The organism is Baekduia sp. (assembly GCF_035685985.1).
In the GTDB taxonomy this organism is placed as follows: Bacteria; Actinomycetota; Thermoleophilia; order Solirubrobacterales; family Solirubrobacteraceae; genus Baekduia.
This window is the reverse complement of record NZ_DASRZV010000024.1, coordinates 510,579-534,527: the sequence shown is the minus strand read 5'-3', so window position 1 is coordinate 534,527 and position 23,949 is coordinate 510,579. Positions and strand designations below refer to the sequence as shown.

At 75.3% G+C, this 23,949-nt stretch carries 17 protein-coding genes and 2 riboswitches; of the genes, 13 read left to right on the top strand and 4 right to left on the bottom strand.

What is annotated here, in order from left to right; translation table 11 throughout:
* Positions 1–13 precede the first annotated feature (13 nt).
* The 8 genes from VFG42_RS14865 to VFG42_RS14830 are packed head-to-tail and all read left to right on the top strand — an operon-like array spanning position 14 to position 8,681.
* Positions 14–1,960, top strand: coding sequence for a hypothetical protein (locus VFG42_RS14865; RefSeq protein WP_324909520.1), 1,947 nt, complete (start codon positions 14–16; stop codon positions 1,958–1,960).
* Complete coding sequence (locus VFG42_RS14860) at positions 1,957–3,534, top strand: hypothetical protein (protein WP_324909519.1); 1,578 nt, start codon at positions 1,957–1,959, stop codon at positions 3,532–3,534. The genes VFG42_RS14865 and VFG42_RS14860 overlap by 4 nt, the downstream gene beginning before the upstream one ends.
* Positions 3,515–5,203, top strand: coding sequence for a hypothetical protein (locus VFG42_RS14855; protein ID WP_324909518.1), 1,689 nt, complete (start codon positions 3,515–3,517; stop codon positions 5,201–5,203). Before VFG42_RS14860 ends, VFG42_RS14855 begins: the two co-directional genes overlap by 20 nt.
* The gene (locus VFG42_RS14850; RefSeq protein WP_324909517.1) at positions 5,200–5,901 is read left to right on the top strand and encodes a MotA/TolQ/ExbB proton channel family protein; all 702 of its coding nucleotides are present in this window, start codon (positions 5,200–5,202) and stop codon (positions 5,899–5,901) included. The genes VFG42_RS14855 and VFG42_RS14850 overlap by 4 nt, the downstream gene beginning before the upstream one ends.
* A complete protein-coding gene (locus VFG42_RS14845) occupies positions 5,898–6,200 on the top strand; it encodes a DUF2149 domain-containing protein (protein WP_324909516.1) in 303 nt (100 codons plus the stop codon). Before VFG42_RS14850 ends, VFG42_RS14845 begins: the two co-directional genes overlap by 4 nt.
* Positions 6,197–7,714: a prenyltransferase/squalene oxidase repeat-containing protein gene (locus tag VFG42_RS14840; protein ID WP_324909515.1), complete on the top strand. Its 1,518-nt coding sequence runs from the start codon at positions 6,197–6,199 to the stop codon at positions 7,712–7,714. Before VFG42_RS14845 ends, VFG42_RS14840 begins: the two co-directional genes overlap by 4 nt.
* Positions 7,711–8,364 (top strand): MotA/TolQ/ExbB proton channel family protein, encoded by a 654-nt coding sequence (locus VFG42_RS14835; RefSeq protein WP_324909514.1) that lies wholly within the window; start codon positions 7,711–7,713, stop codon positions 8,362–8,364. Before VFG42_RS14840 ends, VFG42_RS14835 begins: the two co-directional genes overlap by 4 nt.
* Positions 8,361–8,681 (top strand): DUF2149 domain-containing protein, encoded by a 321-nt coding sequence (locus VFG42_RS14830; RefSeq protein ID WP_324909513.1) that lies wholly within the window; start codon positions 8,361–8,363, stop codon positions 8,679–8,681. The genes VFG42_RS14835 and VFG42_RS14830 overlap by 4 nt, the downstream gene beginning before the upstream one ends.
* Here VFG42_RS14830 and VFG42_RS14825 read toward each other — a convergent pair.
* Together VFG42_RS14825 and metE are read right to left on the bottom strand one after the other, a co-directional pair.
* Complete coding sequence (locus VFG42_RS14825; RefSeq protein WP_324909512.1) at positions 8,671–9,528, bottom strand: hypothetical protein; 858 nt, start codon at positions 9,526–9,528, stop codon at positions 8,671–8,673. The two genes, VFG42_RS14830 and VFG42_RS14825, sit on opposite strands and share 11 nt — an antisense overlap.
* Before the next feature lie 12 nt (positions 9,529–9,540).
* On the bottom strand, positions 9,541–11,832 hold the full coding sequence (metE, locus tag VFG42_RS14820; protein WP_324909511.1) for a 5-methyltetrahydropteroyltriglutamate--homocysteine S-methyltransferase: 2,292 nt from the start codon (positions 11,830–11,832) through the stop codon (positions 9,541–9,543).
* Positions 11,833–11,901: 69 nt separating this feature from the next.
* A riboswitch (cobalamin riboswitch) is annotated at positions 11,902–12,084 on the bottom strand.
* 35 nt (positions 12,085–12,119) lie between these two features.
* Positions 12,120–12,288: riboswitch (cobalamin riboswitch) on the top strand.
* Positions 12,289–12,372: 84 nt separating this feature from the next.
* On the opposite strand from metE, the gene VFG42_RS14815 reads away from it, so the two are divergent.
* From VFG42_RS14815 to meaB, 4 genes are read left to right on the top strand one after another with little or no spacing between them, the layout of a single operon-like run.
* Positions 12,373–13,356 carry a hypothetical protein gene (locus VFG42_RS14815; RefSeq protein WP_324909510.1) on the top strand — a complete coding sequence of 328 codons (984 nt, stop codon included), beginning with the start codon at positions 12,373–12,375 and terminating at the stop codon, positions 13,354–13,356.
* Entirely contained in the window at positions 13,349–15,235 is a 1,887-nt protein-coding gene (locus tag VFG42_RS14810; RefSeq protein WP_324909509.1) for a methylmalonyl-CoA mutase family protein, read from the top strand. Before VFG42_RS14815 ends, VFG42_RS14810 begins: the two co-directional genes overlap by 8 nt.
* Positions 15,232–17,421, top strand: a complete 2,190-nt coding sequence (gene scpA, locus VFG42_RS14805; RefSeq protein ID WP_324909508.1) for a methylmalonyl-CoA mutase — start codon at positions 15,232–15,234, stop codon at positions 17,419–17,421. Before VFG42_RS14810 ends, scpA begins: the two co-directional genes overlap by 4 nt.
* On the top strand, positions 17,421–18,419 hold the full coding sequence (gene meaB, locus VFG42_RS14800; protein WP_324909507.1) for a methylmalonyl Co-A mutase-associated GTPase MeaB: 999 nt from the start codon (positions 17,421–17,423) through the stop codon (positions 18,417–18,419). Before scpA ends, meaB begins: the two co-directional genes overlap by 1 nt.
* Positions 18,420–18,459: 40 nt before the next feature.
* Here the strand turns inward: meaB and VFG42_RS14795 are convergent, their stop codons facing one another.
* Both VFG42_RS14795 and VFG42_RS14790 read right to left on the bottom strand, forming a co-directional pair.
* Positions 18,460–21,738: a ribonucleoside-diphosphate reductase subunit alpha gene (locus VFG42_RS14795; protein WP_324909506.1), complete on the bottom strand. Its 3,279-nt coding sequence runs from the start codon at positions 21,736–21,738 to the stop codon at positions 18,460–18,462.
* A gap of 14 nt (positions 21,739–21,752) precedes the next feature.
* On the bottom strand, positions 21,753–22,847 hold the full coding sequence (locus tag VFG42_RS14790) for a ribonucleotide-diphosphate reductase subunit beta (RefSeq protein WP_324909505.1): 1,095 nt from the start codon (positions 22,845–22,847) through the stop codon (positions 21,753–21,755).
* A 293-nt stretch (positions 22,848–23,140) separates the two neighbouring features.
* On the opposite strand from VFG42_RS14790, the gene VFG42_RS14785 reads away from it, so the two are divergent.
* Positions 23,141–23,917 carry a helix-turn-helix transcriptional regulator gene (locus tag VFG42_RS14785; RefSeq protein WP_324909504.1) on the top strand — a complete coding sequence of 259 codons (777 nt, stop codon included), beginning with the start codon at positions 23,141–23,143 and terminating at the stop codon, positions 23,915–23,917.
* The last annotated feature ends 32 nt before the right edge of the window (positions 23,918–23,949 follow it).

Below are 23,949 nucleotides of genomic sequence, written 5' to 3'. Positions count from 1 at the left end.
CGGGGCCCTGGACATGTCGCGATCAGCCCTGCTGGTCGGCCTCCTCGCCCTCGGGGTCGCCGGCCTCTCACCCTCCATCGCCGCCGCCACGCCCGACCAGACGGTCCTGGTCACGCGCGGCTTCGACGGGCGCCCCGGCAACGGCGTCGACCTCCCGTACGCCGACTCGGTGGCGCCGTACATCTCCGCCGACGGGCAGCGCATCGCGTTCACCTCGGGCGCGGCGAACCTGTGGCCCAGCTCCCTGGCCCCGCAGCAGCGGGCGTTCCTGCGCGACCTGCGCTCGACGCCGTTCGTCCTGGTCAGCCGCGCCGACGGCCTCGACGGCGCGCCGTCCGACGACGGCGGCCACCCCGCCGCCTTCGACGCGGCGGCCACGAGCATCACGCCCGACGGCAGCCGCGTCGACTTCATGGCCGAGCTTCCCGGGCCGTTCTTCGGCGGCAACTACGGCTGGCGGCGCGACGTCGACACCGGCACGACCACGCTGATCACCGCCGACGAGCACGGCGTGCCGGTGTGGTCCCGCGGTGTCCTCTTCGCGGCGGGCGGCAACCGCTACGTCCTGTTCCAGGCCGACGACTCGGTGCTCGACGGCCTCGGCCGCGTCGTCGGCGGGATCTACCTCCGCGACCTCCAGACCGGGAAGATCACGCTCGTCAGCCGCGCGACCGGCCGGAACGGCACGCCGGTGGGCGCCGTGCTGACCGGCGTCTCCCCCGGCGGCCGCTATGTCACGTTCCGCTCGTCGGACAGCACGCTGGCCGGCGGGCCCCCGGTGCGCGACATCCCCTACGCGGCGGCGTTCGTCTACCTGCGCGACCTCCGGCTCGGCCAGACGATCCTGGTCAGCCGCGCCAACGGCCGGCTCGGGACGCCGGTCGCCTCCCGCGCCTACGGCCCCACGCCGGTCACCGGCGACGGCTGCCGCGTCGCGTTCGACACCACCGGCGTCGGCCTCGCGGACGGCTCGCCGTCGACCGGCAGCAGCGAGGTCTACGTCCGCGACGTCTGCCAGGGCACCACGACGCTGGTCAGCCGCGCCAACGGCGCCAACGGCGACCCCGCCGCCACGCCGACGCCCGGTCCCTACACGTCGTCGGACGCGGTGACGCAGGCCATGAGCGCCGACGGGCGCTACGTGCTCTTCGGCACCGCCGCGCTCAACCTCGCCGACGGCCTGCGCCTCGGCCAGGAGGAGGTCTACCTGCGCGACCTGGAGGGCCACCGCACGCTGCTGGTCAGCCGCGCCGACGGTCCCGACGGGCGTCCCGCCGACCCGGGCGCCGCGTCCGGCTCCATGACGCCGGACGCGCGCTTCGTGACGTTCACGACGCGCGACCCCGGGTTCACCCCCGACGGCAACACGTGGATCCAGGTCTACCGGCGCGAGCTCGCCTCGGTCCCGCCCGCGGCCACGCCGCCGCTGACCTGCGGCCCGATCGACGACCCGGGCCTGGGCGGCGACCCGGTCCCGCCGTGCCCGGGCGACGGGGGCACGGGCGACGGCTCGGGCACCGGGACGGACACGACCACGCCGCCCGCCGACCCCAAGCCGGTCACGGTCACCGTGCCGGGAACGCCGCCGGCGGCCGGGACGGACAGCACCGCCACGACGACCCCGCCCGCCGCCGCGCCGGCCACCGGCGCGACCGTCCCGACGCTCGTCCGCGCCCCCACGCTGAGCGCGATCACCGCGACGTCCAAGGCCGTGCGCGCCTGGGTCGACCTGCCCGCCACCGTGCAGGTCGTCGTCGCCCGCCAGGACGGCCGCCGCTGGCGCACCCAGCGCACGGTCAAGCTGGTGGTCAAGAAGGCGGGCCGGGTCACGGTCAAGCTCCCCAAGCTCTCCCACCGGCGCTATCGCCTGACGATCCGCGCGCTCGGCGCGTCGGGGACCACGAGCCCCGCGATCGTCCGCACCGTCGACCTCCGTCCCCGGAAGGCCAAGAAGCAGTGATCTCTCCCCGCCGCCACGTCCTCGCGCTCGCCGCCGCCCTGTCGGCCGCGGCGCTCGCCACCGCCTGCGCGCCCGCCGCGCTCGCCGCGCCGTCGTCCACCGCCGACATCCGCGTCGAGGGCGCCACGAGCACGCTGTTCGAAGGCCCGGTCACCTCGTCGGGCAACCCGGTCAAGTCCGCGTCGGACACCGTGCAGCGCCACTGCGACGGCACGAACCTGAGCGCCCACACCGCGGCCGGCGCGACCGCGACCGGCGCCACGACCGAGGGCCTGCGCTCGGTCGGCCTCGACTTCGACGCCAAGTGGTTCCCCGGCTACGACGACTACTACGTCACGCGCTTCGGACCCGACGCCGAGGACCTCAACACCAACACCTACTGGGGCATCCTCGACAACGACGTCTTCACCGACGTCGGCGGCTGCCAGGTCCAGGTCCACGACGGCGACCGCGTCCTGTGGGCCTACGACGCCTTCCACGAGCGCGGCTTCCTCAAGCTCACCGCGCCGACGACGACCGTCGTCGTCAACCAGCCGCTGCGCGTGACGGTCTCGCGCGCCTACGGCGAGAAGAACCCGCAGTTCGTGCCGGTCGGCGGGATGACCGTCGCGCCCGTGACGACCGCGGCCAACGGCGTGCAGACCGTCGACCTCAACGCCGCGGGCGCCGTCGTCTCGTCGGGCATCGACGGCACCGCGTCGCTGTCGTTCTCGACGCCGGGCTGGCACCGCGTCAAGGCCGACGGCGGCGTCGGCGGCCCGATCCGCTCCAACCGCCTCGACCTCTGCGTCGTCGCGTCCGCCGGCGGGTCGTGCGGCACCCCGCCCACCGACACGCAGCCGCGGTCGGCCCCGGCGCTGCCGCCGGACCCGCCGGGCACGCAGTACCAGGACCCCAACAAGAACACGACCGGCGGCGGCACGCAGCAGGGCAACACCGGGACCGTCCAGGGCGCGCCGGTCATCGAGCTGCCGCGCTTCACGAGCGCCGGCGCGAAGGCCGGCCGGACCACGCTCAGCTGGCGGGTCCTGCAGCAGGGCGTCGGGATCAAGTCATGGTCCTTGTCCAGCCGCGCCGCCGGCGCGAGGTCCGGCGCCTGGACGGTGCGCGCGCACGGCACCAAGGGCACGAGCGCGAAGCTCGCGCTGCCCGCCGGCCGCACGTGGACGATCCGCGCGACGTTCACCGACAAGCTCGGCCGCAAGGTCACCGAGACCGTCGGCGACGTGCTCGTCCCGCTCGACGCCGGCGCCAAGGGCGTGCGCCGGGGCGGCCGCTGGACGCGCGTCAAGGACGCCAAGGCGTGGCTCGGCGCGGTCCATCGCGGACGCGTCGGCGCCAAGCTGTCGGCCAAGCTCGGCGCGGGCAAGGTGGTGGTGTTGGTCCGCGGCGTGCGGTCGAGCGCCGACGTCGAGATCACCGCGGGCGGCAAGCGGACGACCTACCGCGTCAGCGGCAGCGCGACGACCGCCACCCGCGAGGTCGTCACCCGCGCGCGGTCGCGCGCGGGCACCGTGACCGTCCGGATCGTGCGCGGGCAGGCGGGGATCGACGGTGTCGGCACGCGCCCGTAGCCGCCTCGGCCCGCTGGCCGCCGCGGCCGCGGCCGTCGTCGTGGCGCTGGCCGCCGCGCCGACGGCCCCGGCCGCCGTCACGCCCGCCGACCGGCTCTTCGACGCCGAGCAGTACCTGGCCAACGCGATCACGCCGACCGGCGACTTCCAGAACTCGGCGACGTCGATCCCCGAGGGGCGCGCGACGCTGGCCTGGGGCGCGCTGGGGCTCGCCGCCGCCGGGATCAACGTCAACCGCCAGCGCAACGCGGGCGCGACGGTCTACGAGGCGCTCAACCGGGCCCGGCCGCTGCTGGGCACCACCAGCGACCGGGCGCTGTACCTGCTCGTCGAGGCGACGATCCGCGACCTCGCCCACGACGACGGCACCGGCGACGCCACCATCCAGGGCCTGGTCGACGACATCCTCCCGACGCGCGTGGCGACCGGCGACGACGAGGGCGGCGGCTTCACCGACCAGGGCACCGGAGGGCCGCCGGGCGTCGCGCGTCCCACCGCGCTCGCCGCGCTGGGGCTGTGGGCGGTCCGCCCGGTGCGCGAGGTCCAGCTGTCGGCCACCGCGGCGGCGCTGAGCGCGGTCGACTGGCTCCTGCGCCACCAGCACGACGGCTACTGGACCGCGATCGACGGCGTCACCCCCGACACCGAGACGTCGGCGCTGGCGATCGAGGCGATCATGGCGGTCGGGCTGCACGACGTGCGGTCCCACGACGCGGCCACCGCGTTCGGCGGCTGGCTGCGCACGATCCAGAACCCCGACGGCGGGTTCAGCGCCGGCGTGGCGGGCAACCCGTCCGACCTGTCGGCGACCGCGGCGGCGGTCCAGGGGCTCGTCGCGACCCAGACGTCGGTGGCCGACTACAACCCGGCCGGCCAGACCCCGTTGGACCTGCTCGCCACGACCCAGGGCCCCGCCGCCCACTACACGCAGACCGGCGACCGCATCCGGCTGGCCGGCCACGTGGCGCTGGCGTTCTCGCAGACCCCGCTGCCGCTCGGGTACGTGACCGGGACCTACGGCGTCAGCAGCAGCGCGCCGCAGACGCCGCCCAAGGGCCTGCCGACCGGGCCGACGCTGCCGGTCGAGATCGCGGCGCCGCCGGTGACGCCGGCACCCGCCGCGCCGGCGCCCCCGGCCACGTCGGCCCCGGCGCCGACGATCCAGGCGCCCGCCGCCGCGCCGACGACGGCGCCGTCGGGCGTGCGCCGGATCGCCAACCACAAGCGGACCAAGCCCGCCGACGCGGGCGGCGACGGCGACACGGGCCTGGCGGGCGGGGGCACGGGCTCCGGCGGAGGCGGCGGCACGGTCGCCACCGCCGGCGCGCCCGACCGCGCCGGAGGCGGCGGCGGGACCGGCACCAGCGTGACGAGCGTCCCGGCCGCGGTCGCGGGCACGCCGCTGCCGACCGACGCCCCGCGCCGGCACGGCGGCACGCCGGTCAAGAGCGACAACGACGCGGAGCGCCAGGTCCGCGGCACGGTGATCGGCCGCGACAGCGCGACGCCCGGCGCCAAGGGCAGCCGCACCGCCGCGCCCGGCGCCGCGGGCAGCGCCGCCGGCCACGGCAGCACGCCGTGGTGGGCGATCGTGCTGGCCCTCCTCGTCGCCGGCGGGGTCGTCGGCGGCGCCACCCTCGACCGCCGCCGGCCGGAGCTCGCGCTGTGATCGCCTCGTTGTTGTACGCCTCGGTCGAGGGCGACCTCGGCGACGCGCTCTCCCGCTTCACCTCCGTGCTCGCGGTCCCGGTCGTCGTCGGCGCGGGGGTCGTCCTGGTCCTCGCCGCGATCGAGCTGGGCCGCTGGGCGGGCGAGCTGACGCGGCGACGCCGCGCCTCGGGGCCACTCAGCCTGCTGACGCGGCAGGTGCTGCACGACCCGTCGATGGCGCCGCGGATCGCGGCGGGCGCGCCGAGCCTGTACGCGGAGACGACGCTGCGCACGATCGGCGCGGCGGTCGCCGCCGGCGACCTCGAGGGCGTCGAGTACGCGCTGGACGACTTCGAGCACCTGGTCGAGCGGCGCCTGGACCGCACGCGGATGATCGTCCGCGCCGGCCCGGCGATCGGGCTCATGGGCACGCTGATCCCGCTCGCGCCCGGCCTGCGCGCGCTCGGGCGCGGGGACATCCACCTGCTGGCCGACGACCTCCGGATCGCGTTCGCGGCGACGACCGTCGGCCTGCTGGCGGGCACGGTCGCGTTCGCGCTGACGCTCGTGCGCACGCGGCGCTGGAACGAGGACCTGGCGTCGATGGAGCGCGCCACCGAGCGCGTGCGCGCGGCCGCCGCGGCCGCCGCCACCGCGCGCGCCCGGACCGACGCCGACGCGCTGCTGGAGGGCCACGGCGAGGAGCTGCTCGCGTGAGGCGCGCGCGCCGCGGCCGTCGCCGGCGGCAGCTCGGGGACGCCGCCGGCGATCCGCTCGACGGCCTGGTCAACCTCTTCGACCTGGGCATCGTGCTGGCCGTCGCGTTCCTGATCGCGGGCCTGGCGGCGAGCACGACCAAGACCCAGCAGCAGCAGGAGCAGCAGCAGCGGGCCGGACAGGTGCCGACGCCGTCCAAGGCGCCGCCGGCGCAGGGCCGCGGCAAGGCGGTCGGGACCGTCTACCGGCTGGCCGACGGCCGCCTGATCTACACGCGCCCGGGGGCCTCCGCCCCGTGAGACGCCGGCCCGCCGCGGCGCTCGTGGCGATGCTGCTCGCGGTCACGGCCGTGGTCGCGCCGTCGCGCGCGGCCGCCCCGACCCCGCCGTGGAAGGCCAACCGCGGCCAGCTGGACAAGACCATCGCCTACATGCGCGGGGCCCAGAACGCCGACGGCGGCTGGGGCGGCGCCAAGGGCGCGGCGTCCGACCCGCTGTTCACCGCGTGGGTGATCATCGGCCTGGCCGCCGCGGGCATCAACCCCAAGGACCAGCACGTGCTCGGCGGGACCGACGCCTACACCTACGTCACCGCGCACCCCGACGCGCTGACCGAGACCACCGACTTCGAGCGCGCGATGCTCGTGTCGATCGCCGCCGGGACCTCCCCGCGGAGCTTCGGCGGCCGCGACCTGGTCGCCGCGCTGCTGCGGCGCCGCCTGCCCGACGGCTCGTTCGCGCACGCCGCGGGCGGCACGACCGGCGGGATCAACGACACGGCCTTCGCGATGCTGCCGCTGAGCGCGACCGACGAGCCCCAGGCGCCGGACGTGATCGCCCAGGGCGCCGCGTGGCTGGTCGGCGTCCAGTCGCCCGACGGCGGCTGGGCCTACGCGCCCGGCGCGAGCGAGTCCTCCGACATCACCGCGGCGGTCATCCAGGCGCTGCGCGTCGCGCCGCGCACCGACCGCCGCGAGGACGCGCAGCGGCGCGGCTGGGCGTACCTGAAGAGCAGCCAGCACGCCGACGGCGGGTTCGGCCAGTCGCCCAAGGACCCGGACTCCAACAGCGCGTCGACCGCGTGGGTGCTGCAGGCGATGTGGGCGGCGGGCATCGACCCCACGACGTGGCGCACGACCGCGGGCAGCACGCCGCTGGACTACCTCGCCTCGCTGCAGCGGCCCGACGGCAGCATCGCCTACACGTCGGACAAGAGCATGAACGACCTGTGGATGACCGCCTACTCGGCGCCCGCGCTGGCCGGCTACCCGCTGCCGGTCCCCGACGTCGCCCGGACCGACGGCAAGGGCGGCAAGGGCGCGGGGCTCTACAGCCGCGCGCAGGCCGACAGCACCGGCAACGCGAGCGGCGGCGTGCGCGAGATCTCGTCGTCGTCCGAGGAGACCAGGACGCAGCGGCGCACGGGCGCGAGGAAGACCGCGACCGGGACCGCGCAGTCCAACGGCGTCGCGTCCTCGGGCGTGACGCCGGTCGCCTCGTCGACCAAGGACCCCAAGAAGACGGGCGGCGCCACCGACCCGCGCCCCGAGCCCGCCACGACCTCGGCGCCGGCGTCGAGCCCGTCGGCCGCCACCGAGGACGTGACCGGCCGCCTGCTGGCCTCCGCCGCGCCCGCGGGCGTGTCGGGCACCGGCACGCGCCCGGCGGCCGCGCAGGGCCTGCGCGCCGACCGGCCCGAGCCGGCGTCGGACTCCGCCACGACCGCGCTCGTGCTCGTCGCGCTGCTCGCGCTCGCCGCGCTGGGCGGCGCCACGCTCGAATCCCGCCACGGACGAAAGGACCTGCTTCCGTGATCCTCGCCGCCCTCGACCTCGGCGACGCGCTCTCGCGCATCGCCCAGGGGCTGAAGTACCCCGTGTTGGTCGCCTCGATCGTCCTGCTGCTGCTCGTGGCCGCCGAGCTGGGCCGCTTCGCGGTCGAGTCCTGGCGCCGCCGGCGCACGCCGCGCGGCACGCTGCGGCTGATCGCCGCCCAGGCGCTGGCCGAGCCCGGCGTCGCGCGGCACGTCAGCGAGCGGGCGCCGAGCGCGATCGCCGCCCAGGCCGTCCGCGACCTCGGCATCGCCGGCGCGACCGGCCGCGACCGGGCGATCGAGCACGCGCTGGCCGACTACGAGCTGGCCGTCCAGCGGCGCCTCGACCGCACGCGGCTGCTCGTCCGCGGCGGCCCGGCGCTGGGGTTGATGGGGACGTTGATCCCGCTGGCGCCCGGCCTCGCGGCGCTCGGCCGGGGCGACGTCGCGTCGCTGGCCGACGACCTGCGCACGGCCTTCGGCGCGACGGTCATCGGCCTGCTGGTCGGCACCGTCGCCTTCGCGCTGACGATCGTCCGCACGCGCGCGGCGACCGAGGACCTCGTCGCGCTGGAGCGCGCGGTCGACGACGCCCGCCCCGCCACGGCCGGCGCCCCCGTCGCGCCGCCCGCGCCGGAGCCCGTCGCATGAACCGCACCGGCCTGGGCCGCCACAGCGGCATCGACGACGCCTCCGGCGACCCGCTCGACGGCCTCGTCAACCTCTTCGACATCGGCATCGTCCTCGCCGTCGCCTTCCTCGTCGCGGGCCTCGGCCTCTCGGTCGACAAGACCACCAACAAGATCGAGCCCCGCACGACGACGACCGCCACGACGCCCACGCCCCAACCCCAGCCCGGCGCCACCACCTCCGGCAAGGGCACCTCGCTCGGGACGCTCTACCGGCTCTCCGACGGCCGTCTCGTGGTCGTCGAGCCCGACGGCAGGACCCGCCCGGTCACGCCGTAGCGGGCGGTCGCCGGCGCGCGTGGGCCAGCTCGCCGAGCGCGACGGCGACCGCGACCTCGCGCCGCGGCGCCATGCGCCCGGTGCCGCAGGTCGGCGTGAGCAGCGACCGCTCGCCGCCGACGCCGGTGCCCTCCAGCGCCGCGTCGAGCACGCCGGCGGCCTCGACGTCGGTGTCCGGGACGTGGGGCGCGAGCACGCCCCAGGCGATCCGCGTGCCGCGCGCGGCCAACCGCGCGATCGCCGCGGCGCCCGCGTCGTCGAGGCCGAGCCGCAGGTCGAACGAGATCAGGTCGGGCGCCGCCCGCTCGACGACGTCCCACGGCACCGCGCTGCAGACGTGCAGCCCCCACGCCGCCGCGACCGCGCGCAGCGGGTCCCAGGCGCGGTCGACGTCCGGCCCGTGGGCCAGCGCGCCGAGGCCGGGCTCGTCGACCACCAGCAGCGCGTCGAGGCCGCGCGCGGCCAGGACCTCGACCTGCTCGGCGACGTTGGACGCCAGCCAGGCGGCGATCGACGGCGCCAGCGACGCGTCGTCCAGCGCCCGCGCCAGCGTCAGCGGACCGGTCACCTGGAGCTTGACGATCCCGTGCTCGGGCGGGCGCATCCGCAGCTCGCGCAGCAGCCACTCCCAGGCGCGCGGGCGCTGCCGGTCGCGGTCGGGCGACCAGCCGCAGCCGGCCGGGTCGGCGCCCAGCCACTCCGCGACCATGTCGCCCTCCAGCCGCGGCAGCTGCGGGCAGAATGGCAGGTTGTAGGCCTTGACCGCCTGCGCGGCCGCCTTGGCGCCCTCCGTGTAGGGCAGGCTCCCGACGCCGGTCGTCGCCCACGCCGGGAGCCGCTCCAACACGCCCATGGGCCGTTAGGCGGCGACCTCCGCCGCCGCGCGGCGCGCCAGCGCCGCCGCCACCATCGCGCGCAGCGCGGGCTCGACGTCCTCCCAGCGGCGGGTCTTCAGCCCGCAGTCCGGGTTGACCCACAGCCGGCCACGGCCGACCCGCGCCTCGGCCAGCTCCAGCAGCCGCACGACCTCCTTCGTCGACGGCACGCGCGGCGAGTGGATGTCGTACACGCCCGGGCCGATGTCGGCCGGGTAGGTGAGCCCGCCGGCCGCGAACGCGTCCAGCACCTCCATGCCCGACCGCGAGGCCTCGATCGAGATCACGTCGGCGTCGAGGCGGATGATGTGCTCCATCATGTCGTTGAACTCGGAGTAGCACATGTGCGTGTGGACCTGGGTGTGGTCGGCGACCGGCGCGGTCGTCAGGCGGAAGCAGTCGACCGCCCAGCGCACGTAATCATCCCGCTCCGCGCGGCGCAGCGGCAGGCCCTCGCGCAGCGCGGCCTCGTCGACCTGGATCGCGAAGCAGCCGGCCTGCTCCAGGTCCAGGACCTCGTCCTGGATGGCCAGCGCGATCTGCGTGCACGTCTCGCGGCGCGGCTGGTCGTCGCGCACGAACGACCACTGCAGGATCGTCACCGGGCCGGTGAGCATCCCCTTCACCGGGCGGCCGGTGAGCCCCTGCGCGTAGCGCCACCAGCGCACGGTCATCGGCGCCGGGCGCGAGACGTCGCCGTAGAGGATCGGCGGCTTGACGCAGCGGCTGCCGTAGGACTGCACCCAGCCGTTCTGGCTGAACGCGAAGCCGTCGAGCCGCTCGCCGAAGTACTCCACCATGTCGTTGCGCTCGGGCTCGCCGTGGACGAGCACGTCGAGCCCCAGCTCCTCCTGGAAGGCGATCGCGCGCGCGATCTCGGCCTCCATCGCCGCCTCGTAGGCGGCGCGATCGATCTGCCCGGCCTTGTGCTCGCGGCGCGCGGCCCGGATCTCGGCGGTCTGCGGGAACGAGCCGATCGTCGTCGTCGGCAGCTCGGGCAGCGGGAGCCGGAGGATCTGCGCGTCCTTGCGGGCGACGACGTCGGCGTCGCGGTCGTAGTCGGACGGCGTCAGGCGCGCGGCGCGCTCGCGGACCGCGCGGTCGTTCGTGCGGGCGCTGCCGCGGCGGGCGGCGATCGCCGCGCGGGCGGGCGCCAGCAGCGCGTCGCGGCGCTCGGGCGCGGCGTCGGCGGCCTCGGCCAGGACCGCCAGCTCGTCCAGGCGCTGCGCGGCGAAGGCCAGCCAGCCGCGGACCTCCGGGTCGATCGCCGTCTCGCGCGCCGCGTCGTAGGGGACGTGCAGCAGCGAGCACGACGGCGCGAGCGTGATCCGGTCGGCGCCCAGGCGCTTGGCGGCGAGGCCGACGAGGTCCAGCGCGCGGTCGGGGTCGGTGACCCACACGTTGCGCCCGTCGACCACGCCGAGCGACAGGCGCGCGCCGCTGAGCGCGAGCCGGTCGAGCGCCGACGGCAGTTGGCCGGGCGCGCGGACGAGGTCGAGGTGCAGCTCGTGCAGGCCGTCGAGCGCGGCGACCGCCTGAAGCGTCGCCTCGTCCAGCGGCGCGAAGTACGTCGCCAGCGTGAGGTCGAGGTCGGTCGCCGAGATCAGGCGCCGCGCCGTCGCCGCGAACGCCTCCAGCTGCTCGCCGGTGGGGTCGAGCGCCAGGCACGGCTCGTCGAGCTGGACGGCGGTCGCGCCCGCGTCGGCCAGCGCCCGCAGCAGCGAGATGTAGGCGTCGGTCAGGTCGGGGAGCAGGTCCAGCGGCCGCCGCGCGCCCTTGGCCAGCAGCAGGAACGAGTACGGGCCGAGGACCACCGGGCGCGTCTCGATGCCCAGCGCCTGGGCCTCCTCCAGCTGGGCGACCCAATGCGATGGGTCGAGCGAGAACGTGGCGTCGTCGGCCAGCTCCGGCACCAGGTAGTGGTAGTTGGTGTCGAACCACTTGGTCATCTCCAGCGGCCGGGCGTCGCCGGTGCCGCGGGCCATCGCGAACAGCGTGGCGAGGTCGCGCGGCGCGCCGGGCCCGCCGAAGCGCTCCGGGATCGCGCCGAGCGCCAGCGCGGTGTCGAGGACGTGGTCGTAGAGGCTGAAGTCGCCCGACGGGATCGCGTCGATCCCCGCGTCGCGCGCCCGCTGCCACGACGCCGCGCGCAGGCCGCGCGCGGTCTCCGACAGCTCCTGCTCGCCGGTGCGACCGGCCCAGAACGACTCCAGCGCGAACTTCAGCTCGCGGTCGGGACCCACGCGGGGCAGCCCGAGGACGGCGGTACGTGCCATCTGCCTGCAACTCCTATGTGCCGTGCGGCCCATGTCGCGAGGCCGCGGTTGTCGGTGCGGCACCGCACGGCGCGGGCCGCGGAGTCGGCAGGTCTTCGGGCTCGAGCACGATGGAGAGCGCCGCCTTCCCAGACCTCGTGGCCCAGTGGCTTCGTGGCGTCTCGCGTGCTCCTACCGCTGCGCGTCAGCTCCGGCTTCTGTCCGGATTCCCTGACCCCAGGCGGGGGTGCGACCGACTCCGCGGGGGACAATACGGGATCGCGAGGCCGACCGGCCCGATCGGGCTATATGCTCCGATCCGCTGCGGTGACGGGAAGTCCGGTGTGAGTCCGGCGCGGTCCTCGCCACTGTCATCGGGGAGCCAGCCCCATCGGCGCCACTGGGCCGTGAGGCCTGGGAAGGCGGGGTGAGCTTCGATCCGAGAGCCAGGAGACCGGCCGCGGCGTCCACGATTCCTTCCACGAGCGATGGAGGTGGCGCGATGGCGCGGCCGACTCACAACCTGCACGACGACCCGACCCGCCGAGCGACCGCCCGGCGATGACGGCGGTCTCCGTGAGGGCGGCGGGCGTCGGGATCTCCGCGCCGCGATCGCTCACCCCCGCCGTGCGCCAGGCGCTGCACGGCCGGCTCTCCCCCGCGGCGCTCGAGCGGCGGCTGGCCGCCGTCCGCGCGCGCCGGCTGGACCTGCACGAGCGCCCCGGCCCCGGGCTGGCGCCGGTCACGGCGGTCGTCGGCGACGTCGCGCTGGCCACGCCGCTGCACGACGCCGCCGCGATGCTCGGCCTGGCCCCGCGCGGCGCCACGCACGCCGAGCGCGTGCTCGCGTCGCTCAGGGCCAACACCTTGCCGCGCCCGGTCCCGGAGGCCGAGCCGCTGGCCGAGCACCTGCTCGTCGCGCTGGCCGAGGCGCGCACGCGCGGGATGGTCGCCCGCGCCGTCCTCCCCGGCCCCGTCTCGCTGGCGCTGCGCCTGGGCGGCGCGCCGGACGCGCTCGCCGCGCCGTTCCTCGCGCTCGCCACCCGCCTGGTCGCCGCCGGCGCCGACGGCCTCCAGCTCGACGAGCCCGCGCTGGCCGGGCCGCTCGGCGCGGCCGCCACCACCGCGCTGCGCACCGTCTACGCCCGGCTACGCGAGGTCGTCGGGCCCACGACGACGATCGTCCTCACCGCCGTGCCCAAGGCGCTCGCGCCCGCCAACGTCGCGCTCGCCGCGCGCCTGCCGGTCGATGTCCTGCACCTCGCGCGGCCCGACCTCCTCGCGCCCGCCGTCGCCGAGCGCCGCGCGCGCACGCGCCTGGCGGTCGGCCTCGACCTCGCCGACCACGACGCCGCCCGGCGCCTGCGCGACCTCGCGGTCGCCGCCGTCGGCGCCGAGGCGATCGAGCTGGCGCCCGCGGCGCTCCCGGACGAGCCCGACGCCCGCCCCCACCTCGCGCGCCTCGCCGCGCTCGCCCGCCGGGACACGCCGGCGCACCGTCCCGCCCGCCCCCGCCCCACGCCCGTCGGAGCCCTCGATGCCTGAGCCGATCGCCACCGGCTTCCCGCCCGCCGACCTCGCCGCCTGGGAGGCCAAGGCCCGCGGCGACGACCCCGACGCGCCGCTGGCCACGCCGCTGGACGACGACCTCAGCGCCCGCTTCCTCTACACGCGCGCCGACGCCCTCGCCCCCGACGCGGCCACGCGCGGCGCCCGCCGCGGCGGCCTCCCCTGGGAGATGCGCCAGGAGCACGGCCACCCCGACCGCGCCGTCGCCCGCGCCCAGATCCTCGAGGACCTGGAGGGCGGCATGACCGCGATCGCGCTGCGGCTCGACGCCACGGGCGTCGACACGCTCGACCAGCTCGACGACGTCCTGGACGGCGTCTACCTCGACCTCGCCCCGATCGCGCTGCAGCCCGGCGCGCACGCGCTGCCCCACGCCGCGCTGCTGCTGGCGCTCCACGCCCGTCGCGAGCACGACGCGACGGCCGTCGCCGCGAGCCTGGGCTGCGACCCGCTCGGCACGCTGGCCGCCCACGGCGAGCTGCCGCTGCCCGCCGAGGCGGCGCTCTCGCGCGCCGGGACGTTCGCGGCCGAGGTCGCCGCCGGCTGGCCCGGCGCCCGGCCGCTGCGCGTCGACACCGCGCCCTACGTCGACGCCGGCGCCACGCCCGCGCTGGAGATCGCGCTCGCGCTCGCGACGGCCACCGACTACCTGCGCGCCTGCGAGGCCGCGGGCCTCGCGCCCGAGCGCGCCGCGCCGCGCATCGAGCTCACCTACAACGTCGGCACCGACCAGTTCCTGGAGATCGCCAAGCTCCGCGCCGCGCGCCGCCTCTGGGCGCGGATCCTCGACGCCTGCGGCGTAGAACCCCAACAACGGCGCTCGCCGACGATCGCCCGCACGTCGCGGCGGATGCTGTCGAGCGTCGACCCCTGGGTGAACATGCTGCGCGTCACCACGGCCGCCTTCGCCGCCGTGGCGGGCGGCGCCGACGGGCTGAGCGTCACGCCCTTCGACGCCCTGCGCCAACGGCCCGGCTCCCTGGGCCGCCGGATCGCGCGCAACACCCAGCTGATCCTCGCCGACGAGGCGCACCTCGCCGCCGTCGCCGACCCGGCGGGCGGCTCGTGGTACGTCGAGCGGCTCACCGACGACCTCGCGCGCGCCGCCTGGGACGAGCTGCAGCGGCTGGAGCGCGACGGCGGCGTCCTGGCCGCGCTGCGCTCCGGCGCGCTGGCCGACCGCCTGGCGCGGCAGACGCAGGCGCGCGCCGACGACCTCGCCCACCGGCGCCGCGAGCTGACCGGCGTCAACGCGTTCCCGCTGGTCGGCGACGACGGCCTGCACCCCGAGCCCGAGCCGGCGCGCTCGCGCCCGGCGCAGCCGCGCGGCATCGAGGTCGCGCCGCTGCGCGACGCCGCGCCCGGCGACCGCCTCCACCAGGCCGTCCGCCTGGCGGCCGCGGGCGCGACCGTCGCCGAGCTGACCGCCGCGCTCGGCGAGGACGGCCCGCCACCCGAGCGCCTCGCGCGCCCGCTCCGCGCCCATCGCGACGCCGAGCCGTTCGAGCGCCTTCGCGCCCGCGGCGACGGCACGCGGATCCTGCTGGCCGGCGTCGGCCCGCTCGCCGAGCACGCCGCCGCGATGACCTGGGCGCGCAACGCGTTCGGCGTGGCGGGCATCGCCGGGGTCGAGGAGGCCGACGAGCCGCTCGCGCTGGCCGCCGTGTGCCCGGGCAGGAAGGCCGACGACGACGCGATCCGCGCGACGATCGAGCGGGTGCGCGCCGGCGGCGCGCGCCACGTCTTCCTCGTCCAGCGCGGCTCCGAGCACGCCCGCACGCTCGGCGCCGACGCCTCGATCGCCCCGGGCGACGACCTGCTCGCCCTGCTGACCGACGCCCTGGAGGCCGCATGACGCGCATCCCCGACCTGACGACGCTCGGCCTCGGCGACGACGCCGACGGCGCGGGCGCGCCGGACGCCACGCCCGCCGGGACCGGCTGGGAGACGCCCGAGGGCGTCGTCGTCCACGACACCTACACGGCGGCCGACGCCGACGGCCTCGACTTCCTCGACGGCCTGCCCGGCTTCGCGCCGTTCCTGCGCGGCCCCTACCCCACCATGTACGTCAACCAGCCGTGGACGATCCGCCAGTACGCGGGCTACTCCACGGCCGAGGAGTCCAACGCCTTCTACCGCCGCAACCTCGCCGCCGGCCAGAAGGGCCTCAGCGTCGCCTTCGACCTCGCCACCCACCGCGGCTACGACTCCGACCACCCGCGCGTCTCGGGCGACGTCGGCATGGCGGGCGTCGCGATCGACTCGATCCTCGACATGCGCACGCTCTTCGACGGCATCCCGCTGAGCGAGATGTCGGTGTCGATGACGATGAACGGCGCGGTGCTGCCGATCCTCGCGCTGTTCATCGTCGCCGGCGAGGAGCAGGGCGTCGACCACGCACAGCTGAGCGGGACCATCCAGAACGACATCCTCAAGGAGTTCATGGTCCGCAACACCTACATCTACCCGCCCGAGGCGTCGATGCGGATCATCAGCGACATCTTCGCCTACACCTCGCAGGAGATGCCGCGCTTCAACTCGATCTCGATCTCCGGCTACCACATGCAGGAGGCGGGGGCGTCCGCCGACCTGGAGTTGGCCTACACCCTGGCCGACGGCGTCGAGTACGTCCGCGCCGGGATGGCCGCGGGCCTGGACGTCGACCGCTTCGCGCCGCGCCTGAGCTTCTTCTGGGCGATCGGCATGAACTTCTTCATGGAGGTCGCCAAGATGCGCGCCGCGCGCGTGCTCTGGGCGCGGCTGATGAAGCAGTTCGACCCCAAGAGCCCGAAGTCGCTCAGCCTGCGCACGCACTGCCAGACCTCCGGCTGGTCGCTGGCCGCCACCGACGCCTACAACAACGTCGTGCGCACGTGCGTCGAGGCGATGGCCGCCACCCAGGGCCACACGCAGTCGCTGCACACCAACGCGCTCGACGAGGCGCTCGGCCTGCCGACCGACTTCTCGGCCCGCATCGCGCGCAACACCCAGCTCTTCCTCCAGCAGGAGTCAGGCACGACGCGCACGATCGACCCGTGGGGCGGCTCCTACTACGTCGAGCGCCTCACCTACGAGCTGGCCCGGCGCGCGCTGGAGCACATCGAGGAGGTCGAGGGCCTGGGCGGCATGACCAAGGCCATCGACGAGGGCATCCCGAAGCTGCGCATCGAGGAGTCCGCCGCCCGCATCCAGGCGCGGATCGACTCCGGCAAGCAGACGGTCGTCGGCGTCAACCGCTTCCGGCCCGCCCAGGACACGATGGTCGACGTGCTGAAGATCGACAACGCCGACGTGCGCGCCCGCCAGGTCGCCAAGCTGGAGCGCCTGCGCGCCGAGCGCGACGACGCGCGGGTGCAGCAGGCGCTGGAGCACCTCACCAACGCCGCGCGCGACAAGCACGGCAACCTGTTGGAGCTGGCCGTGGCGGCCGGCCGCGCGCACGCGACCGTCGGCGAGATCTCGCTGGCGCTGGAGCGCGTCTACGACCGCCACGCCGCGGAGATCCGATCGATCGCGGGGGTGTACCGCAACGAGATGGGCGACAACGCCGAGCCGTTCCAGAAGACCAGGGCCCTGGTCGAGCACTTCGCCGAGCAGGAGGGCCGCCGCCCGCGCATCCTGGTGGCCAAGATGGGCCAGGACGGCCACGACCGCGGGCAGAAGGTGATCGCCACCGCGTTCGCCGACCTCGGCTTCGACGTCGACGTCGGGCCGCTGTTCCAGACGCCCGAGGAGGTCGCGCGCCAGGCGATCGAGGCCGACGTCCACGTCGTCGGCGTGTCGTCCCTGGCCGCCGGCCACCTGACGCTCGTGCCCGAGCTGCGCGGCGCGCTGGACGCGCTGGAGCGCCAGGACATCCTCGTCGTCGTCGGCGGCGTCATCCCGCCCGCGGACTTCGAGGCGCTCAAGGAGGCGGGCGCGGCGCTGATCTTCCCGCCCGGCACGGTGATCGGCGAGGCCGCCGCGGAGCTGCTGGAGCTGCTCGGCGCGGAGCTGGGCCACGACGCGCCCGCCGCCGACTCCCCCGCCGCGCGCGCCTGATGCCGCCCCGTCGCCCGTCGCTGCACGACCTCGAGACCGGCCTGCGCGCGGGCCGCCGCGCGACGCTCTCGCGCGCGATCACGCTCGCCGAGAGCACGCGCGCCGACGACCAGGCGCTGGCCCAGGAGCTGATCGCGCGCGTGCTGCCCGAGACCGGCAACGCGGTGCGGATCGGCCTGACCGGCGTGCCGGGCGCGGGCAAGTCCACCATGATCGAGGCGCTCGGCGTCTGGCTGATCGAGCACGGGCACCGCATCGCGGTGCTGACGATCGACCCGTCGAGCGCGCGCACCGGCGGCTCGATCCTCGGCGACAAGACGCGGATGCAGAGGCTCTCGGTGCGCGACGAGGCGTTCATCCGCCCGTCGCCGTCCTCGGGCGTCCTCGGCGGCGTCGCGCGCCGCACGCGCGAGGCGATGCTGCTGTGCGAGGCCGCGGGCTGCGACGTCGTCATCGTCGAGTCCGTCGGCGTCGGCCAGTCGGAGTCCGAGCTGGCCGAGCTGGTCGACACGTTCTGCCTGCTGCTGGTCCCCGGCGCCGGCGACGACCTGCAGGGCATCAAGCGCGGGATCATGGAGCTGGCCGACGTCATCGTCGTCAACAAGGCCGACGGCGACAACGTCGTCCCCGCCAAGCGCACGGCCGGCGACTACCGCCACGCGCTGCGGATGCTGCCGCCCGCCACGCCCGGCTGGACCGTCCCGGTCCTGACCGCCAGCGCGCGCGACGGCGCCGGGCTGGCCGAGATCTGGGACGCGATCGACGGCCACCGCACGCTGCTGGACGGCGCGGGCCTGCTCGCGCGGCGCCGCGAGCGCCAGCAGCTGCGCTGGCTGCGCGGCCTGCTGCGCGAGGCGGTGCTCCAGGCCTTCCACGAGCTACCCGGCGTCGCCGACGCGCTGGCCGACGCGGAGTCCGCGGTCGCCGCCGAGCGCGCGACGGTCCCCCAGGCGGCCGCGCGCGTGCTCGAGGCTTCCGGGCTGCGCGCGACCGTCTGAGGCGGCGCCGGTCAGCGGTGCGCCGGGTCTTCCGCGGCGGTCACTGGCAGGCCTCGCACTCGACGCCGTTGCGCTGGGCCTCGATCGAGCAGGCGATCTGCTCGGGCGTGAAGCCGTCGGCGTCGGGCGCGGGCGCCGCGGACGCGGGCGGTGCCGCGGCCGCGACCGCAGCCGGCTCCGGCGCGACCGCCCGCGCGGGCGCGGCGACCGTCGACTTCTCGATCGTCGACGCCCCGAGCGTGCGCAGGTAGTACGTGGTCTTGAGCCCCACGTGCCAGGCGCGGCGGTACATGTGGCTCATGGCCTTCATGTCGGGCGCGGCCAGGAACAGGTTCAGCGACTGCGACTGGTCGATCCACTTCTGGCGGCGCGCGGCGGCGTCGATCAGCCACGACGGCTCGATCTGGAAGGCCGTGCGGTAGCGCTCGCGGATCGCGGCCGGGATCGCCGCGATCTCCGCGACGTCGCCGTCGTGGGCCTTGACCTGCTCGGCCAGCTCCCGCGACCACAGGCCCGCGGCCTTGAGGTCGGCCACCAGGAACGGGTTGAGGACCGTGAAGTCGCCCGAGATGTTGGACTTGGCGAACAGGTTCTTGTACATCGGCTCGATGCACGGCGAGGTGCCCATGATGTTGGCGATCGTCGCCGTCGGCGCGATCGCCAGCACGTTGCTGTTGCGCATGCCCTGCGCGGCGATCTTGGCCCGCAGCGGCGCCCAGTCCAGCCGCCCGCCGCGCGGCACGTCGATCGCCGCGCCGCGCTCGGCCTCCAGCAGGTCGACCGTGTCCTGCGGCAGCAGCCCGCGGTCCCACTTGGAGCCGGCGTAGGAGGAGTACGTCCCGCGCTCGGCGGCCAGGTCGCTGGACGCCTCGTAGGCGTACAGCGCGATCGCCTCCATCATCTCGTCGCTGAACTCGACCGCCTCCGGCGAGCCGAACGCGATGCCCTTGCGGTACAGCGCGTACTGCAGGCCCATCACGCCGAGGCCGATCGGCCGGTGGCGGGAGTTCGCCGTCTCGGTCGCCGGCGTCGGGTACAGGTTGATGTCGATGACGTTGTCCAGCGCGCGGACGGCCACCCGGACCGTGTCGCGCAGCTTGACGTGGTCGATCGCGCCCTCGGGCGTCAGGTGCTGGTCGATGACCACCGACCCCAGGTTGCACACCGCCGTCTCGTCGGGGCCGGTGTTCAGCGTGATCTCGGTGCACAGGTTCGACGAGTGCACGACGCCCGCGTGGTCCTGGGGCGAGCGCACGTTGCACGGGTCCTTGAACGTGATCCACGGGTGCCCGGTCTCGAACAGCATCCGCAGCATGAGCTTCCACAGCTCCAGCGCCGGCATCGTCTCGCCGTGCAGCGTCCCGGCGGCCACGCGCGCCTCGTAGCCGACGTAGGCCTCCTCGAACGCGCGGCCGTACCGCTCGTGCAGGTCGGGCACGTCGGAGGAGCGGAACAGCGTCCAGTCGCCGCGCGCCTCGACCCGCTTCATGAACAGGTCGGGGATCCAGTTGGCGGTGTTCATGTCGTGCGTGCGCCGGCGCTCGTCGCCGGTGTTGCGCCGCAGCTCCAGGAACTCCTTGATGTCGTTGTGCCAGACCTCCAGGTACGCGCACCCGGCGCCCGCGCGCTTGCCGCCCTGGTTGACCGCGACCAGCTGATCGTTGTGCATCTTCAGGAACGGCACGACGCCCTGGGACTCGCCGTTGGTGGACTCGATGTGCGAGCCCGTGCCGCGCACCGCCGTCCACGAGCCGCCGAGGCCGCCCGCCCACTTCGAGCACATCGCGTTCTCGGCGATGCCGCGCCCGACGATCGACGAGAGCGTGTCGGAGATGTGGTACAGGAAGCACGACGACAGCTGCGAGTGCGTCGTGCCCGCGTTGAACAGCGTCGGCGTCGAGGAGCAGAAGCGCCGCTCCTTGTACATGGTGTAGATCTCCAGCACGCGCGCCTCGCGGTCGGTGGCGTCGCGGTCCTCGCCCAGGCCCAGGCCCATCGCCACCCGCAGCCAGAACGTCTGCGGGACCTCCATCCGCACCGGCGTCGCGCCGGTCTTGTCGCAGATCAGGTAGCGGTCGTACAGCGTCTGCAGGCCGAGGAAGTCGAAGTCGAGGTCGGCCGTCGGGTCCAGCGCCGCGGCGAGCCGGTCCAGGTCGTACTCCAGCAGCTCGGGCGACATGCGCTTGATCTCCACCGCCCGGCGGATCGCGGGCTCCAGCGCGCGGCGGTGCGCCGCGGCCAGCGCGCCGGTGCCGTCGCGGACGATGTCCCAGTCCAGCGCCTCCTCGTAGATGTAGGTCAAGAGGATCCGGCCGGCGAACTTGGAGTACTCGCTGTCGCGCTCGACCAGGGCCTTGGCGTTGAGGATCACGAGCTTCTGGAGGTCGGCGCGCTTGACGCCCGGGCGGATCGACCGGCGCAGCTCGCGCTCCAGGTCCTCCGGCGTGGCGTCCAGCTCCAGCCCGATCGTCGCGAAGGCGATCCGGCGCCGGACGTCCTCGCCGTCCCAGGCGACCTCGGCGCCGTCGTCGCCGAGGACCGGGATCGTCGGGGTCGGCGGCGTGAACAGCGTCGGCGCCTTGGCGGCCTCCTGGGCGCGCAGCATCGCGCGCTCGGCGCGGTAGACGATGTAGCGCTCGGCCACGCGCATGTGGCCGCCGAGGACCAGCTCCTCCTGGACGAGGTCCTGGACGGTCTCGATCGGGACATAGGCATTGCCCTGGTCGCGCACGCGCTCGGTGACGCGCGCCGCCAGGCGCTCGGCGGGCGCGGGGTCGGCCTGCAGCGACAGGAACGCCTTGCGGATCGCCGCCTCGATCTTGGCCTCGTGGAACGCCACGACGCCGCCCCCGCGGCGGATCAGCCGCAGCTCGGCGCCCGCGACCGGCGCCGGGTCGGCCTCCGGCACCGCGCGCGCGATCACCAGCGCCTTGGCGACCTCGTAGTGCCCGGCGTCGATCAGCGCCGCCTCGACGAGCGCCGACAGGTCGTCCTCGGTGACGCGCGCCGCGCCCGCCGCCTCCAGGCGCGCGAGCACCTGGCCGGTGGTGGCGCGCGCGATCCCGCGCCCCAGCGCCGTGTCCGCGCGCTCCTCGCCGTGCGCGGCGGCCAGCGTCGTCAGCGCGCCGGCGATCAGCGCCGCCGGGTCGGAGGGCGCCAGCGCGCGCTCGCCGCCGTCGCGCGCCACCAGCGTCAGCGCGGGCGCGTCCAGCCCGGCGACGGCCGCGGCGACGTCGAACGCCGGGCGATCGCCCGGCGCCAGCGCGGCCGAGCGCTTCAGCTCCAGGTCGTGGAGGATCTCGGAGAACTCGATGACCATGATGATGTCCTTGCCTACAGCTCGTCGTCCGCGACGGCCGCCAGGGCCGACGCCTTCTGGTACTCGGTGACGCGGCCCTCGAAGAAGTTCTGCTCCTTGCGCACGTCCATCAGCTCGGCGAGCCAGGGCAAGGGGTTCTCCAGGCCGCCGTGAAGCGGGGCCAGGCCGCAGCCCTCGAGGCGGCGGTCGGCGATGTAGTCGATGTACTGCGAGAACTCGTCCTGGTCGAGGCCGACGCCCTCGACCGGCAGGCAGTCCTTGATGAAGTCCTGCTCCAGGCGCACGGCCTCGGCCATCAGCGCGCGCAGCTCCTCGCGGAACGCCGGCGTCCAGATCTCGGGCTCCTCGGCGACCAGCTCGCGCAGCAGGCGCCGGAACACCTCGATGTGGTTGGACTCGTCCCGCAGGGTGTAGCGGAACATCGTCCCGATGCCGGGCAGCTTGCCCTGCCGGTAGAGCGACAGGATCATCCCGAACAGCCCGTAGAACTGGGTGCCCTCCATGCACTGGCCGAAGACGAAGACGTTCTTGGCCAGCAGCGCCTTGGCCGCCGGGTCGGTCATGTCGAGGTCGCGGCGCAGCTCGCGCGAGACGTCGGTGACGAAGCGGTTCTTGGCGACGATCGTCGGGATGTCGTCGAACATCGCCTCGCACTCGTGCGGGTCGATCCCCAGCGAGGAGATCATGTACAACAAGGAGTCGGCGTGGATGTTCTCCTCGTGCGCGTGGCGGCCGAGGACGAGCTTCAGCTCCGACGCGGTCACCAGCTCGCGGACCACGTGGATGATGTTGTCGCCGACGATCCCCTCCGCCGCGCTGAAGTAGCCGATGCCCATGCGGACGATCCAACGGTCGATGTCGGAGAGCGTCGCGCCACCGCCCGCGCCGCGCCACTGCTCGAGGTCGCGCTGCATCGGCACGTCCTCGGGCTCCCAGTGGTTGGCCTTCATCGTGCGGTACAGCTCGTAGGCCCACGTGTACCGCAGCGGGAGCAGGTTGAAGGTCATGGTCTCGCGACCGCCCACGACCCGCTTGGCGGCCAGCGCCGCCTCGGCCTTGGCCTGGTCCAGGACGAAGGTCCTGGGGCCGATCGTGTAGGTCTTCTGCATCTGCTCCTCCGGGCTGGGCGGAGGAAGGTGGCCCGATCGCGGCGACCGTGAGCGGTCACGCGCGTCGCGTGGGCGGCCCTTCCTTCGAGGACGTTCCGACGACGTGGAGCAGGCGACCGGGCTCATCCACCGGGCGGTGGCTTTACCGTTGCGGGACAGCGCCGGGATCTCACCGGACTTCGCTGGCTTCCACGCCACCCCGGTATTCCGGGGTCAGAGGACCCTAGGCGGCGGGCCGGACGGATCGGCCCGACTTGCGGTGCGCCGCGGGCGCGGGCAGACTGCCCGCCGCGATGACGCTTTCGCCCGAGGCGCGGATCCTGAGGATGGTCGGCGAGGTGCAGGGCGTGCTCGACGTGGCCGAGCTCGGGCAGGCGCTGGTCGACGCGATCCGCGCCGAGGTCCCGTGCGACTGGATCTCGGTCAACGCGATCGGGCCGCGGCCGTCGGACCTGTGGGTGCTCGTGGTCCCCGAGATGACCGCCGAGCAGGTCGCGGCCTTCGGCGAGCTGGCCTACGAGAACCCGCTGGTCGCCCGCTACGCGCGGACGCGCGACAGCCGCGCCTACCGCTTCTCGGACGTCATCAGCCTCGCCGAGCTGCGCCAGCTGCGGATCCACCGCGAGTTCTACGGGCCGCTGGGCATCGACCACCAGCTCGCGTTCACGCTGCCCAGCCAGGCCGGGCACATCCTCGGCGTCGCGCTGAGCCGTTGCGGCCAGGACTTCAGCGACGCCGAGCGCGACCTGCTGGAGGCCGCGCGGCCGTACCTGATCCAGGCCTACCGCAACGCGCTGGCCGTCCGCGACCTGCAGCGCGCGGCGGGCGCGCGCGACGACGGCGACGTGCTGACGCGCCTGCGCCAGGACGGGCTGACGCCGCGTGAGGCCGAGATCGCGCGGCTCACCGCGCTGGGCCGGGCCAGCCGCGACGTCGCCGAGGCGCTCCAGCTCAGCGTGCGCACCGTCGACAAGCACCTGCAGCACGCGTTCCGCAAGCTCGGCGTGCGCTCGCGGGCCGAGCTGGCCGCGTTCGTGTGGGGCGCGGCGGCCGACGACGAGCCTACGTAATCCTACGTAGAGCCCATTGGACCACTCTACGG

What these genes read in the sequence shown, in the direction of transcription:
- metE (WP_324909511.1), bottom strand. Translation starts at nt 11,832, where the DNA reads ATGGCACGTACCGCCGTCCTCGGGCTGCCCCGCGTGGGTCCCGACCGC.
- VFG42_RS14790 (WP_324909505.1), bottom strand. Translation starts at nt 22,847, where the DNA reads ATGCAGAAGACCTACACGATCGGCCCCAGGACCTTCGTCCTGGACCAG.
- VFG42_RS14810 (WP_324909509.1), top strand. Translation starts at nt 13,349, where the DNA reads ATGCCTGAGCCGATCGCCACCGGCTTCCCGCCCGCCGACCTCGCCGCC.
- VFG42_RS14785 (WP_324909504.1), top strand. Translation starts at nt 23,141, where the DNA reads ATGACGCTTTCGCCCGAGGCGCGGATCCTGAGGATGGTCGGCGAGGTG.
- VFG42_RS14830 (WP_324909513.1), top strand. Translation starts at nt 8,361, where the DNA reads ATGAACCGCACCGGCCTGGGCCGCCACAGCGGCATCGACGACGCCTCC.
- VFG42_RS14815 (WP_324909510.1), top strand. Translation starts at nt 12,373, where the DNA reads ATGACGGCGGTCTCCGTGAGGGCGGCGGGCGTCGGGATCTCCGCGCCG.
- meaB (WP_324909507.1), top strand. Translation starts at nt 17,421, where the DNA reads ATGCCGCCCCGTCGCCCGTCGCTGCACGACCTCGAGACCGGCCTGCGC.
- scpA (WP_324909508.1), top strand. Translation starts at nt 15,232, where the DNA reads ATGACGCGCATCCCCGACCTGACGACGCTCGGCCTCGGCGACGACGCC.
- VFG42_RS14865 (WP_324909520.1), top strand. Translation starts at nt 14, where the DNA reads ATGTCGCGATCAGCCCTGCTGGTCGGCCTCCTCGCCCTCGGGGTCGCC.
- VFG42_RS14795 (WP_324909506.1), bottom strand. Translation starts at nt 21,738, where the DNA reads ATGGTCATCGAGTTCTCCGAGATCCTCCACGACCTGGAGCTGAAGCGC.